Source organism: Trichlorobacter sp. (genome assembly GCF_034008105.1).
Classification (GTDB): domain Bacteria; phylum Desulfobacterota; class Desulfuromonadia; order Geobacterales; family Pseudopelobacteraceae; genus Trichlorobacter.
On sequence record NZ_JAVEPN010000005.1, the window covers coordinates 132,632 to 147,083 of the forward strand.

The following is a 14,452-nucleotide window of genomic DNA, read 5'->3' on the forward strand; positions in this document are numbered from 1 at the left end:
GATTCATGGATTTTCCGGAAGAACTCAAGTATTCACGGGAACATATTTGGATCCGTGTGGAAGGTGATCGGGCGGTGGTGGGGCTGACCGATTATGCCCAGGATGAACTGGGCCTGGTGGCCTCGCTGGAGCTGCCCGATGCAGGAGATGATGTGGAGCAGGAGGACTCGATGGGAACCATCGAGGCCCGCAAGACGGTGGCTGAGCTGTATGCCCCCTTCAGTGGCACCGTGCTGGAAGTGAACCATGAGTTGCTCGATAATCCGTCTCTGGTCAACGACGATCCCTATGACGGTGGCTGGCTGCTGGAAATAAGCCTGGACGATCCCGAAGAGTTGAAGGGGCTGATGACGGCAGACGACTATCTGGACTATGTGGAAAACAAAGATATATAAACCTGAATATAATCTGTGGTATAAGGGCGGGACAGGAGTCCCGCCCTTTTTCTGTTTTGGGGCGCTCAGTCTGTCTGCGAGGTGGAGCGTGTTGCGAGTACTGATGCTGTGTCTGGTGATGCTACTAGTGTGTCGGTCAGTGGCCCTGGCCAGCGAATCGTCAGTTATCCGACTGACTTTGGCCGATGCGATTAAGGCGGCAGTTGAGAACAACCTTGCGGTGCGAGCTGAACGCTATACTCCGGCCCAGCAGGAGGCTGAGTATCAGAAAAACCGTGGCATCTATGATCCCTCCCTCCAACTGTTGGCTTCGTATGCCGACACTACCAATGTGAGTTCGTTTTACCTGTCTCCGCCCGACAGACAGGCAGACCGCAGTACTCAACTGAACGCCGGTCTGAGTCAGTTGTTCTTTACCGGCGGTACGGCGACCCTGGGGTTTAACAATAGCTACAACCGGACTGATACGACTATCGCAGGCGGACTTGATTCCTACTGGTACTCCAACCTGGGGTTGACCGTCAGCCAGCCGCTACTGAAAAATTTTGGTCGTGAGGCCACCGAGCTGGCGATTGACACGGCCCGTCTTGGCAAATACTCCTCGATTGAGCAGTTCAACACCAGGCTGAGCGCCATAGTTGCCCAGGTATGCAATGAATACTACACGCTGTACAGCCTGCGTGAGGAACTGGAGGTCAAGAAGGTCTCGCTGGAGCTGGCACGCAAGATTCTGACAGAGACCCAGGCACGGGTGAAGGCCGGGGTGATGCCGGCTATGGAGATTTTGAACGCCGAATATGGGGTGGCATCACGGGAAAAGGAGCTGATTGACGCCGAACGTGCGGTGAGTGATCAGGCCGATCTGCTGCGTCAATTGCTGCAGCTTGAGCCTGGGGCTGAATTGCTGATTGCGGAGACACCGTCCAAGGCGCTCTATGAGGTGTCTGAACAGGATCAGATCCGGGTTGCCCTTGAACTGAGGCCGGAGATCAGGGAGCTGAAGCGAAATCTGGAGCTACTGGAGTTACAGACTCGGGTCTCAAATAACCGAACCTTGCCGGATCTGACCTTGTCGGCCTCGGCAGCCGCCACCGGCTTGGCCGGCACCTATGCCAAGGACGTTGACCGGCTTGGTTCGGGCGAGTACCCGAACTGGAGCGTAGGTCTTGCGCTTGCCTTTCCATTGGGCAATCGTGCCGCAGAGAACGACTATCGCAAAAATCGTCTTAAGGTCGAGCAGGCAGCGCTTCGGCTACGTAATCAGCAAGAGCTGGTCAGCAACGAGGTTCGCGCTGCGGTGCGCGCCGTTGCGGCTAACTTCAAACAGCTGGATGTGGCAGACCGTGGGCGTGCCTTTGCCGAAGAACGTTTCAAGGCCTTTGTGCGCAAGGCCGAGGTGGGGCTGGCCACCAACAAGGATGTGTTGGATGTTGAAAACGATCTGGCCGCGGCCAAGAGCAACCAGATCAAGGCTCAGACGGCCTACGCCAACGCTGTCACCCAGCTTTGGAAGGTTACCGGCGAGCTGTTGGAACGCCAACAGATCCGGATGGTGGAGCGGGATGTTGAACAACTCTACAGGCAGGTGAACTGATGCTACAGGTTGGCTGGATCAAGTATGCCAATTGCAGTCCGCTGCTTTTACAGATCAGAGACCGGTTGTCGGGTTCAGCGATTGAGCTGCGGTATGGTGTGCCGGCGGAGTTGAATGCCGCCCTATCCCAGGGACAGATCGATGTCTGTATCTCGTCCTCCATCGAGTTTGCACGTCATGCCGACAGCTATTTTGTGTTGCCCGGCCATTGTATCGGTTCTGACGGACCGGTGCAGAGTGTGTTGCTGCTGACGAACCGGCCAGTTGAGCAACTTGGGGGCGAGCGGTTGTTGGTGACCGCGGAATCAGCCACCTCGGTGGTGCTGCTGCAGATTTTGCTGGCCCGCCACTGGAAGCTTGAGGGCTGCAGTCTCGAACGTACCAGCCTGCCGTGGCAGCAGGCCTTGGCAAACGCTCCCGGTGTGTTGCTGATCGGTGATACGGCCCTGCTGGCGGCCATGGCGGATGAGGCGCCGTATTGTTACGATCTGGGCGCCTGCTGGCGTGAAATGACCGGTCTGCCCTTTGTCTATGCCCTGTGGCAAGTCACGCAGCGAGCAGCAGAAACCAAGCACGATCAGCTCTGCAAGCTGCTGAGCTTGTTAGATGCCGCCCGAGATCAGTTGCCGCAGCAGGCTTCAGAGCTTGCTGCCCATGCTGACGAGTCCAGCTGGATGGGCAGCGACCGACTGGCCGAATACTGGAGACACATCACCTACCGACTCGACGAGCGCCATCAGGCAGGGCTTGCTCTTTTTTATCGTCTTGCATCTGAGTTGGGATTGGTCACAGCAGCAGCTCAGCCCCGCTTTTTGAAGGTGTAACGGCCGATGGAGCCATTCATTCCCATAATGGAAGACAGTGCGCGCACTTCCTGGTTTGGTCCCTTGTCACGGCTGCTGCAGAGCAGTGATGAACGTCGCAGCATCAGGGACCGTTTGGCCGAGCAGTGCGTACGGGTGTCACTGATGGTGCGGGTGCGTTGGCTGATGCTCACCCTGCTTGGGCTGTACATCCTGTTTGCCGATTTATTGCTGGTGCCGGCTGGCATTGAACTGCCGATGCTTCACCTTGGGCAGTGGAGCAGTTCGCTTAAGTGGACCGCCCTGTTTTTTGCGGTTGCCTATCCGCTGATATCGTTACCCTGTTCGACCTGGCAGAGTTGTCGACTGGTGATCTATGCGCAAGTGGTGCTGGATCTGATGTTTGTTACGGCAGCCGTACACTGGAGTGGCGGGGTGGTCAGCTGGTTCTGGCCGGCCTACCTTCTGGTGACGCTGGAAGCGGCCTTCCTGTTTGACAAAAAGCGGGAAGTATGGGGCATCGGTGCCGTTGGTGCACTGTTGTATGGTCTGCTGTTGATCGCAGAAGATGCTGATCTGATTCCGATGATTCGGATGCCATTCACAGAAGAGAACGACCCGTCGGTACTGTTCGAGGTGTTGATGTGGTTCTGGGTCGCTGGATTGAATGCGATCATAGCCTTTTTCGGTGCTTTTTTGATGGGCAAGATCCGTGATGATCAGCTCAAGGTGCAGGAGAGTGAAGAGGCGCTGCTGGGGTTTATCACCTCTGCCCATGACCTGATCTTCTGTTGCAAACTGGATGGCACTTTGCTGTATCTGAACCAGGTCGGCCACACTCTTTTGGGTATCGGCAGGGAGTCGTTCGGTACGGCTGCCCTGTTTGAGCTGGCTGATCAGGAAGGGCAGGAGATGCTGCGGCAGCAGTTTGCTATGGCTTCGGCAGGCAAGAACAGTGGCCATTTTGAGTTGCCGTTTTTTTCTCCAGCCCTTGAACGCAGGATCGATCTGGAAATCAGCCTGACAGGCTGTCTTGAAGGCAGTCAGGAGCAGCTCGTCTGGGGTGTTTGTCACGATGTAACCGAACGTAACCTCGCCAAGCTTGAATTGCTGAAGCTTGCACATCACGACATGTTGACCGGTCTGCCCAACCGGGTATTGCTCTATGACCGGATGCAGCAGGCCAAGGCCCTTGCCCATCGGATGCAGACCCGTTTTGCTCTGATGTTCATTGATCTTGATCGTTTCAAGATCATCAATGACACCCTGGGTCATGCTGTGGGGGATGAGTTGCTGCGTTTGATAGCCCAGCGCCTGAAAGGCTGTCTGCGTGAGACAGACACGGTGGCCAGGATCGGTGGTGACGAGTTTATTATTCTGTTGGTCAATGTAGCCGACCATGCCGATATACAGCATCTGGCCGACAAGGTGCTGGATGCGTTGATGCAGCCCTTTTACGTACGTAATCACGAGCTATTCGTGACCACCAGCGGTGGCATCTGTGTCTATCCTGAAGATGAAAGTGAAGTGGAGGCCATGATACAGAAGGCTGATATCGCCATGTATCATGCCAAGGCACAGGGACGGAATAACTACCAGTTTTTTGCCGGCGATATGGATCAGAATGCCTCCCGCCGCTTCACCATTGCCAATTCAATGCGCAAAGGGCTGGACCGTCTGGAGTTCAGGCTCTATTACCAACCAAAGATGGATGTTTCCAGCGGCAAGATCATTGCCATGGAGGCGCTGGTCCGTTGGCAGCACCCTATGCTGGGCTTGCTGTCACCTACCGAGTTCATTCAGTTGGCGGAAGAAAGCGGCCTGATCATGGAGTTGGGCGAATGGGTCCTGCGTGAGGCCTGTCGCCAGAATATGGAGTGGCATGAGCATGGCTTGCAAGGGTTGCGGATGGCGGTTAATCTTTCCGGCTACCAGTTGCAGCATACCAGGTTGCTGGATCTGGTGCGTGCTGTCCTGGCCGACACCGGCATGCCGGCTGATTGTCTGGAGTTCGAGATCACCGAGAGCGTGATCATGCAAAACCCCGACTATGCTGTCTCAGTGCTGAACGAGATCACCAACCTCGGTATCCATATCTCGATTGATGATTTTGGTACCGGCTACTCTTCTCTGTCGCACCTGAAGCGGTTTACGGTCAACACCCTCAAGATCGACAAGAGTTTTGTGCGCGATGTGGAGAAGAGCGCCACCGATGCGGCCATTGCCACCGCCATCATCGCCATGGGCAGCAGTCTTAAGTTGAAGGTGATCGCTGAGGGGGTGGAGACCGAGGAACAGATGGAGTTTTTGCGGGAGAACAACTGCGATCAGGTACAAGGATTCCTGTTCAGCAAGCCATTACCGGCTGATCAGGCCCTGGAGGTTTTGCGGCAAAACTGGGACAAATTATCCTGACACCCTTTGGGCCTTGCGGAGGTAATCCTGCAGGATTGCACCATGGTCAAAGCAGAGGTTGGTTGGCAGGTGGTCAGTAGTAAACAACTGCAGGTTGACAGCATCGTCGGCAGCATGGGGGATGCCGCTGCCTTGGGCAACAAAGACCGTGGTGATGGTATGTATCCGACGGTCCCTGGCCGGATCTGAATAACAGCCGAGCAGTTTTAAGTCATATATTTCCAGTGAGGTTTCTTCCCGGGCCTCGCGTATGGCCGCCTGTTCCAACGTCTCGCCGTAATCCACAAAACCGCCCGGTAATGCCCATCCATAGGGCGGGTTACGCCGTTCAATCAGCACCATACGTCCATTGAGTTCGATAATGACATCCACGGTGGGGATCGGATTGCGGTAGTTGCGGACCGTTGCGCCGCAGGCAGGGCAGGTAAGACGATCAAAAGCCATTGTGCTGTACTCCAGATGCGAAAAAGGGGACCGAAAGGTCCCCTTTTTCGTTGTTACGTGGTATGGTGTTATTTCTTCTTGCCGCCACCGGAGGCCTTTTTGGAGGCCTTGAGGGGGTTGACCTTGAGGTCTTCCACCTTGATCTCTACCTTGACGTGGGTGGCAAAATTGCAGATGCCGTTGGCCCATTTCTTGGCCGGTGCCGGATAGGCGCTGCAGACCTGGCCGATGGTGCCGGCAACAATCCGCTCACATCCTTCACAATTTTCTACGATAGTCTGACAGGAGCCTTCAGGAAATACACATCCTTGTTTACCCCAAAAGGTACACTCGGTACCTGCAAGCACGGTTTGACACTGCATCCTTCTTCCTCCTCCAATATGATTCAGCTAAGACAGAAGTAAACTGTAGCAATTTCGAAAAGAAAAAGTCAACATCAAAAACAATTGATGCTGGCCGCTTTGGGAGCGCAGATACGCGGCTGTTTATCTTGACGGCATCAACACACTGTATTAGTGTTTAAAGATAAAAGCTGTCCTATTAAATCTGTCAGGGAGGCGGCATGAGCCATATCAGCTTCGGTACTTCGGGGTGGCGTGGCATCCTCTGTGAGGATTTCGTTTTTGAATCGGTCAAGACTGTGACTCAGGCCATTGCAGATCATCTGCGGGCGGCAGGTGAGGCGGATAAAGGGGTTGTGATCGGCCGTGACACCCGTTTCATGGGCGCCAGGTTTGCCGCCGAGGCAGCCGAGGTGTTGGCTGGTGCCGGTATAAAGTCGTTTCTGTGTGGTCGCGATGTGCCAACTCCGGTGATCTCCTTTGAGATCCTGCGGCGTGGTGCTGCTGGCGGGATCAACTTTACGGCCAGCCATAATCCACCGGAATACAACGGCATCAAGTTCTCTCCGGCCTGGGGTGGGCCAGCCCTGCCTGAGACCACCAAGGATATCGAGCAGCGCGCCAACCAGATGCTGGGTGAGGTCTGTTATCGAGAGGTGCCGCTTGACGAGGCTAAGTCCCGGGGGCTGGTTGACGTGATTGACCCCCGGCCTGCGTATCTCTCAGCCCTGGAGCAGAAGGTCGATTTCGATGCACTGAAAAAGATCGGCAAACTGGGACTTAATCCATTGTACGGGACTGCCCGGGGCTATCTGGATCAACCGCTCCAGGCACGTTTAATTCCATACAGCATTATTAACGATCATCTCGATCCGTATTTTGGCGGTCAGCCACCTGAACCGTCCGAGGCTCACATCCCTGATTTCATCAAGCTGGTCAAGAATGATCCCACCATTCAGCTGGGTTTGGCCACCGATGGCGACGCCGATCGTTTCGGTATTCTGGATGCTGACGGCAGCTATATCGAACCGAACTATATTATTGCCTTGCTGCTGGACTACCTGATTCGGGTACGCAAACTGTCCGGTGGTGTGGCACGCAGCGTGGCAACCTCCCATTTTGTAGATGCCGTGGCCAGAAAGCATGGCGTGCCGGTTTATGAAACGCCGGTCGGTTTCAAGTACATCGGTGAGCTGATCAGCCAGGACAAGATCGTGATCGGCGGTGAAGAAAGCGCCGGTCTGACCATCAAGGGCCATGTGCCTGAAAAAGACGGTATCCTGGCCTGTTTTCTGGTGGCCGAGATGGTTGCCCACGAAGGCAAGACGGTACGTGAATTGCTAGAGCGTTTGTATGCCGAGGTGGGACGTTTTGTGACCCGTCGTGACAACCTGCGTCTTTCTAGTGAGTTGGAGCGTGCCTATGCTCAAAAGGTGGCTGCCGTGCCTGCCGAAATTGCGGGCAGCAAGGTGAAAGAGGTGGTGACCATCGATGGTCTCAAGCTGCTGCTTGAGGATGGGGCCTGGATGCTGTTCCGCAAGTCCGGCACCGAGCCGGTGGTGCGGCTGTACGGTGAGGCAGGCAGTGATACTCGTCTGACCGAGATTATGGCCGCCGGCAGGACGTTTATCCTGGGCTGATCTGAGTAAATTTGATGCAGGACAAATGAGGCCATTCTGAAGCATGCTATGCTCGCTTCAGGTTGTACCAATAGACCGCTGAAACTAACCGGAGGAAGTACTCTATGTGGGATTACACACCGAAAGTAAAAGATCATTTCCTGAATCCCAGGAATGTGGGTGAGATACCGGATGCCGATGCTGTCGGTGAGGTGGGTAGCCTGGCCTGTGGCGATGCCCTTAAGTTGTACCTCAAGCTGGATGACAGCAAGGAAAAGATTGTTGACGCCAAGTTCCAGACCTTTGGCTGCGCCAGTGCCATCGCCTCTTCTTCGGCCCTGACTGAGATGGTGAAAGGCAAGACCCTGGATGAAGCGCTGGCGGTCAGTAACCAGGATATCGCTGAATTTCTGGGCGGCCTGCCGGAAGAAAAGATGCACTGTTCCGTGATGGGGCAGGAGGCGCTGGAGGTGGCGATTTACAAGTACCGCGGCCTTGAAGTCCCTGAACATGATGCCGAACATGACCATGGCCATGCCTATCCCGACTATGAGGGGACCTTGGTCTGTAAATGCTTCGGCATCACCGATACCTTCATCAAGAAGGTGATAGAGACCAATAAGCTGACCACTGCCGAACAGGTGACCCACTTCACCAAGGCCGGTGGCGCCTGCGGCGGTTGTATCCCCAAGATCAAAGAGTTGATTGCCGAGGTGATGGGTCAGCAGACTGCCCAGCCGCAACCCAAGACCGGTAAGCTTTCCAATCTCAAGAAGATGCAGCTGGTGCAAGAGGTGCTGGAGCGTGACATCCGGCCGATGCTGATGGCCGATGGCGGTGATCTTGAACTGGTGGATATTGAGGGTGACAACGTGCAGATCGTTTTCCGCAAGGCATGTGCAGGGTGCGCTTCATCCGGTAACACCGCCCGTTTTGTTGAGATGAAGCTGCGTGAGCTGGTGCATGATGATCTGCGGGTGCAGGAGGTAGCGGCGTGAAAGAGATTTATTTGGACAACAACGCCACCACCAAGGTGGATGAAGCGGTCTTTGAAGAGATGCGGCCCTATTTCTGTGAGCTGTACGGTAACCCAAGTTCAATGCATTTCTTTGGCGGCCAGGTGCAGGGCAAGGTGACAGAAGCCCGTAAGCGAGTGGCTGATCTGCTGGGCGCCACCCCTGACGAGATCATCTTCACCGCCTGCGGTACCGAGAGCGACAACGCCGCCATCCGTTCCGCCCTGGAGGTCTTGCCGGACCGACGCCACGTTATCACCAGCCGGGTCGAGCACCCGGCGGTGCTTACCCAGTGTCGTAACCTGCGTCAGAAGGGCTACCGGGTAACCGAGATCGGCGTTGATGGCGCCGGCCGCTTAGATATGGAAGAGTACCAGCGGGCCATTGACGACGATACCGCCATTGTCTCGTTCATGTGGGCCAACAACGAGACCGGCGTGATCTTTCCGGTGGAGGAGGCAGCCGCCATTGCCAAGGCCAGGGGCGCCCTGTTCCATACCGACGCGGTCCAGGCCGTGGGCAAGATTCCGATCAACATGGCCGCCTCGCAGATCGACATGCTGTCGCTGTCAGGCCACAAACTGCATGCGCCGAAAGGGATCGGCGCCCTTTACCTGCGTCGCGGCACTGCTTTCCGGCCGTTACTGGTGGGGGGGCATCAAGAGCAGAGTCGTCGGGCTGGCACCGAGAATGCCGCTGCCATCATCGCCTTGGGCAAGGCCTGCCAGCTGGCGGGCGAGCATATGCAGGCCGAGAATACAACCGTCAAGGCCAAGCGTGACCGACTGCAGGACGCCCTGATGGCCGCCATCCCCAATGCCCGTATCAACGGCGACGGCGCCGAGCGGTTACCCAACACCACCTCCATCGCCTTTGAATTTGTTGAAGGTGAGGCGATCCTGCTGCTGTTGTCCGAGTTAGGCATCTGCGCCTCTTCGGGCAGTGCCTGCACCTCAGGATCGTTGGAACCGTCCCATGTGCTACGTGCCATGGGAGTACCGTTCACCTGCGCTCATGGCTCGATTCGCTTCTCTCTGTCACGTTACACTACCGATGCCGAGATCGATACCGTGATTAAAGAACTGCCGCCGATCATCGCACGACTCCGGCAGATGTCGCCTTTTGGCCGGGAACATCTACAGGGATAATCAGTGCTGATGTTTGTCTGTTCCAGAAAAGCGGGGTCGCAAGCCCCGCTTTTCTGATTTTGTGCTATGCTTCCAACAATTATTGCACAGGGGGTAGCCTTATGGTAACTCGTTGTTTCTTGATGCTCATTCTGGCAGTTGTGCTGGCGGATGGTGCTCATGCCTTTTGGTCATCCGAGCCTGCATCACTTAAGGAACTGGCAGCAGGAGCCGCTTCAGAGCTGAAAGCCACCGCCGGCAGCGCTCGGAGGTTGTACCTAGATAAGACCAACATCAAAGACGCCGTATCAGGTGAAAGTTCCAATCTGTCCGCTTTTCTGGTGAACGAGCTGGAGAGTTCGCTTTCGGCTGCCGGCTACACGTTCAGTGACTTTATGGAACAGGCCGATCTGGCCCTGGGTGCTACTTACCAGCGTGATGGAGAAACGCTGCGGGTGTTTGTGAAGTACTGTCCCGCCAAAGACAGCAGCGGCTGTAAAAGCCTGGCTGCCGCCCTGCCGGTGGCAAAGTTGCCCAAGGATAGCTTCAGTGAATCTTTGGACAGCCGCCTGCAGCGACTGGTACAGAGGACCAGCGGCAACCGTCCTGGGCTCAAGGTGTTTATCAATCCGGTGATTGAACGCAAGGGGCGCTATGCCAGCGAGTTTTCCGAGTACGTGACCGCCAAGGCCAGAAGCTATCTGGTCAACAGTCAGCAGTTCGAGGTGCTTGAAGAACAGCCGGTAACCCGATCGCTCTCCAATACCCGTGGCCTGGCTGCCAAGGCCAAGGAAGTCAAGAATCTTGAAACCAGTGCTGCCTTATTCAGCGGTGCGGATGCTGTCCTGGACGGTTATTACCTGGAGGGCTCCGGTCGGGTTACGGTGGCCATGACCCTCAAAAACTTGAAGGGTGGGGTGTTGGGCAGTGCCGAAGAAAGCATCGAGCGCAGCATAATACCCTATAGTACGGTCAATCAGGCTGCCGGAGCATTGGCGATGGTGGCCGATGTAGCCGGGCAGAGCAGTCAGAAGCTGGTCAAGCTGAACACCACTAAGGGAGATCGTTTTCAGGTCTATCGGGCCGGTGAGAAGGTCCAGTTTTTGATACAGGTGGCCCGGCCCCTGTATGTATACCTCTATGGTATCAACACAAAAAACGAGGTTAGTCTACTCTACCCGGGCCCCGGCCAGCAGGAACGGCCGTTGCCAAGCGGGACGATACATGCAGTGCCGGGGGATCACGAGAGTTGGGAGGTGGTGGTGGAGCCCCCCTTCGGTACCGATGTGGTCAAGCTGTTCGCCAGCGAGCGTCCTCTTCCAAAGCCTGTCATTTCTGCTGAGGTCGGTTCCAAAAGTTTTCGAGACGGCACCCGGACTCTGACGCGTCGTGCCACGGTGCAGCAGGAGCTGGCAGGTCAAAAGGTGATTAACGGGTTTGACCTGGTGGACTATTACAAGGGAACTGCCGCAATACTGGGGTTCACGCTGTATGAAGATAGTCTGTTTGTGCAGACCAGGCCGCATTAAGCGGGGAGCATTCGTGTCATGAATGAAGCCTATGATCTGATTGTGGTAGGTGCCGGCCCAGGCGGCTATGTGGCTGCTATCAGGGCAAGTCAGCTGGGAATGAAGGTGGCGGTGGTTGAACGGCGGGCTACACTGGGTGGCGTCTGCCTTAACGAGGGCTGTATCCCCAGCAAGGCGTTGCTGGATTCAAGTGAATTGTTTGCCTTGGCCCGGGACAAGTTCGCCAGGCATGGTATCGATATCGAACCGCCCCGGCTGAATCTGGCAACTATGCTGGCCCGTAAGGATGAGGTGGTTAAGCGCCTGACCGACGGGGTGGCATATCTGTTTAAAAAGCACAAGATTACATTATTGACCGGTAGCGCGTTCCTGAACGGCGCAACAAATGATGGCCTGCAACAGGTTACTGTCAACCTTGAAGGCAGTTCGGTTCAACTTATTGCGGCCCAGCGGGTGCTGTTGGCCACCGGCAGTGAAGCGGTCACACTGCCTGCGCTCCCTTTTGATGGCAACCTGGTGGTCAGTGCTAAAGAGGCATTGTGTTTTAGTCGAGTTCCTGAACACCTCGTGGTGGTGGGGGGCGGTTTTATTGGTCTGGAACTGGGCTCGTTCTGGCGCAGGCTGGGGGCGCGGGTCACGGTGGTGGAGATGCTGCCAACCCTGCTGCCTAGCATGGACCGCCAGGCCGCAGATGCCTTGCAACGGGCCCTAAAAAAACAGGGGATCGAGTTCCGGCTCGGGGCGAGGGTCACTGCCCTGCAACGTCAGGAAGATACGGTGAACGTCCAGTTCATGGCCGGCGAGGAACGCGGTGAACTGGAGTGTGACCGGCTGTTGGTATCGGCAGGCCGACGTCCGGCATTGGCCGGGCTGGGGTTTGATCTTCTCGGTGGCAGGCTCTCGGAGAACGGGAGGGTTGCCGTGGATGCTGACTATCAAACCTCGATTTCTGGTATCTATGCTGTTGGTGACCTGATTGACGGACCGATGTTGGCCCATAAGGCCTCGGAGGAAGGGGTTGCCTGTGTCGAGCGAATGGCTGGCAAAGCGACGGTTGTTGAGTACGGCTGCCTGCCCGGCGTAGTTTATACCTGGCCGGAAGGAGCATCGGTGGGCAAAACCGAAGAGCAGTTGAAGGAAGCGGCGCTACCCTACAAGGTCGGGAAGTTCAATTTCTTGGGTAATGGCCGCGCCCGGGCCATGGATGAAACCGAAGGTTTTGTCAAGGTGCTGGCCCATGCCGAGAGTGATCAACTGCTTGGTGTGCATATCGTCGGGCCACGGGCCTCGGATATGATCGCCGAGGCGGTTACGGCCATACGATGCGGTTCCACGGTCCATGCGCTGGGGATGCAGTTTCACGCCCATCCTACCCTGAGTGAGGCTATGAAGGAAGCGGCGCTTGATGTCCATAGCGAAGCGTTACACGTGTAAGTACGGAGCGCACAGATGCAGAGAGAAAAGAGAAAGACCAAGATCGTGGCAACCTTGGGGCCAGCCAGTGATACGCCAGAAACAATCGGCAGGTTGTTGCAGGCCGGTGTTGATCTGTTTCGACTCAATTTTTCCCACGGTGACCATGCCCAGAAGACGCAGCTGATAGAGCATATTCGAACAGCATCGCAACGGCATGGCAAGCAGGTCGGCATCCTGGCTGATCTGCAGGGGCCAAAGATTCGGACTGGTAAAATGGCCGGAGCGGGGATGCACCTGGAAAAAGGGCAGGAGGTGGTCATCACCACGGAAGACCGTCTGGGGGGTGATGGCATTATCCCGACCATTTATCAGGCGCTGCCACGGGATGTTGCCGCAGGTTCCCGTATTTTGTTGGATGACGGACTGATGGAGCTCAAGGTGCTTGCCGTGCAGGGACAGCAGGTGCGCTGTATGGTAGTTAGTGGCGGCTTGCTCAAAAACAATAAGGGTATCAACCTGCCAGGCGTCAAGGTTTCGGCGCCATCGCTCACCGAAAAGGACCTGCTGGATCTCCAGTTTTGCCTCAGCGCTGACGTGGATTATGTGGCGCTTTCTTTTGTCCGGACCGCTGAAGATGTCGAAGGGATCAAGCGGATCATCTATCAGGCTGGCAAACATCTGCCGGTGGTGGCCAAGATTGAAAAACCCGAGGCGTTACGCAGCTTCAACAAGATCCTCAAGGTTGCCGATGCCGTTATGGTGGCCCGCGGCGATCTGGGGGTGGAAATTCAGGCCGAGAAAGTGCCGTTGATCCAGAAGAAGATCATTCAGGTCTGTAATGCCGCTGGCAAGCCGGTAATCACGGCCACTCAGATGTTGGAGTCGATGATTGTCAACCCGCGACCCACCAGGGCAGAGACCTCTGATGTCGCCAACGCGATTATTGACGGTACCGATGCGATCATGCTTTCAGGGGAGACAGCCTCCGGCAACCATCCTGTCGAAGCAGTGGAAACCATGGTCCGCATTGCGCGAGATGTGGAACAGGCTGGCTTCGGTAGTCGCAGTGATACACCGGTACTGGCTACTCCCAGCATTGCTCAGGCGGTGGGAGAGGCTGCCTGCCGTGTATCGGAAAGCCTCAAAGCCAAGGCTATCGCTGTCTTTACCCAATCCGGCAGCACAGCGGCATTGATTTCACGTTTTCGGCCGCGCATCCCGATCGTAGCCTTTAGTAATTCAGCGCTGATTCGGCGTAAGCTCTCCATGTACTGGGGGGTTCAGACAAAATCGGTTGAAATCATGGAGCATATGGATCAGCAAATCAGCGTGGCCGAGCAGGCATTGCTGGCTGCCGGTTTTCGCAAGGGTGACATTGTGGTGATCATCATGGGGACGCCGGTCGAGGCCCGTGGTTCTACAAATCTTATGAAGATTCATAAGTTGGGTGCAGGCAGATTCTTTGAAATTTTTTGATGCATTTTTTTGTTGACGACAGCGGGGTGGTCTGTGTATAAGTTTCGTCTGTTTGCAGCAACGGCTTTTTGGTTTGAAAAAAAACGCCTTAAAAAATGTATTGACAGCAAGAAATGAATTTGCTAACTTCCATTTTCCGCTGTAACGCAGGTTCGGTCTTTGACAACCAGATAGCAGTAAGATGATTGCGGGCGTTTTACCGTAATTTTATTTGAGTTAGTGTTTTATGATACAGGAATACAAACTGGAGAGTTTGATCCTGGCTCAGAACGAACGC

12 protein-coding genes are annotated in these 14,452 nt (G+C 55.6%); 10 read left to right on the top strand and 2 right to left on the bottom strand.

Annotated elements, in window-relative coordinates; translation table 11 throughout:
* Positions 1–5: 5 nt before the first annotated feature.
* The 4 genes from gcvH (at position 6) to RBQ93_RS04720 (ending at position 5,207) form a co-directional block, all read left to right on the top strand.
* Positions 6–395 (top strand): glycine cleavage system protein GcvH, encoded by a 390-nt coding sequence (gene gcvH, locus RBQ93_RS04705; RefSeq protein ID WP_320370867.1) that lies wholly within the window; start codon positions 6–8, stop codon positions 393–395.
* An 88-nt stretch (positions 396–483) separates the two neighbouring features.
* Complete coding sequence (locus RBQ93_RS04710; protein ID WP_320370868.1) at positions 484–1,989, top strand: TolC family protein; 1,506 nt, start codon at positions 484–486, stop codon at positions 1,987–1,989.
* Complete coding sequence (locus tag RBQ93_RS04715; protein ID WP_320370869.1) at positions 1,989–2,813, top strand: menaquinone biosynthesis protein; 825 nt, start codon at positions 1,989–1,991, stop codon at positions 2,811–2,813. The genes RBQ93_RS04710 and RBQ93_RS04715 overlap by 1 nt, the downstream gene beginning before the upstream one ends.
* A 6-nt stretch (positions 2,814–2,819) precedes the next feature.
* Positions 2,820–5,207: a putative bifunctional diguanylate cyclase/phosphodiesterase gene (locus tag RBQ93_RS04720; RefSeq protein WP_320370870.1), complete on the top strand. Its 2,388-nt coding sequence runs from the start codon at positions 2,820–2,822 to the stop codon at positions 5,205–5,207.
* Here the strand turns inward: RBQ93_RS04720 and RBQ93_RS04725 are convergent.
* Together RBQ93_RS04725 and RBQ93_RS04730 are read right to left on the bottom strand one after the other, a co-directional pair.
* Positions 5,199–5,651: an NUDIX hydrolase gene (locus tag RBQ93_RS04725; RefSeq protein ID WP_320370871.1), complete on the bottom strand. Its 453-nt coding sequence runs from the start codon at positions 5,649–5,651 to the stop codon at positions 5,199–5,201. The genes RBQ93_RS04720 and RBQ93_RS04725 overlap by 9 nt on opposite strands.
* A gap of 68 nt (positions 5,652–5,719) precedes the next feature.
* Complete coding sequence (locus RBQ93_RS04730; RefSeq protein ID WP_320370872.1) at positions 5,720–6,013, bottom strand: PxxKW family cysteine-rich protein; 294 nt, start codon at positions 6,011–6,013, stop codon at positions 5,720–5,722.
* Between the two features lie 200 nt (positions 6,014–6,213).
* On the opposite strand from RBQ93_RS04730, the gene RBQ93_RS04735 reads away from it, so the two are divergent.
* From RBQ93_RS04735 to pyk, 6 genes are all read left to right on the top strand, one after another.
* A complete protein-coding gene (locus tag RBQ93_RS04735; RefSeq protein ID WP_320370873.1) occupies positions 6,214–7,632 on the top strand; it encodes a phosphoglucomutase/phosphomannomutase family protein in 1,419 nt (472 codons plus the stop codon).
* 104 nt (positions 7,633–7,736) lie between these two features.
* The gene (gene nifU, locus RBQ93_RS04740) at positions 7,737–8,609 is read left to right on the top strand and encodes a Fe-S cluster assembly protein NifU (protein ID WP_320370874.1); all 873 of its coding nucleotides are present in this window, start codon (positions 7,737–7,739) and stop codon (positions 8,607–8,609) included.
* Entirely contained in the window at positions 8,606–9,775 is a 1,170-nt protein-coding gene (nifS, locus tag RBQ93_RS04745; RefSeq protein ID WP_320370875.1) for a cysteine desulfurase NifS, read from the top strand. Before nifU ends, nifS begins: the two co-directional genes overlap by 4 nt.
* Positions 9,776–9,876: 101 nt before the next feature.
* Positions 9,877–11,283, top strand: a complete 1,407-nt coding sequence (locus RBQ93_RS04750; RefSeq protein ID WP_320370876.1) for a DUF4384 domain-containing protein — start codon at positions 9,877–9,879, stop codon at positions 11,281–11,283.
* Between the two features lie 18 nt (positions 11,284–11,301).
* Positions 11,302–12,717, top strand: coding sequence for a dihydrolipoyl dehydrogenase (gene lpdA / locus RBQ93_RS04755; protein WP_320370877.1), 1,416 nt, complete (start codon positions 11,302–11,304; stop codon positions 12,715–12,717).
* Between the two features lie 15 nt (positions 12,718–12,732).
* Positions 12,733–14,175, top strand: coding sequence for a pyruvate kinase (gene pyk / locus RBQ93_RS04760; RefSeq protein WP_320370878.1), 1,443 nt, complete (start codon positions 12,733–12,735; stop codon positions 14,173–14,175).
* The last annotated feature ends 277 nt before the right edge of the window (positions 14,176–14,452 follow it).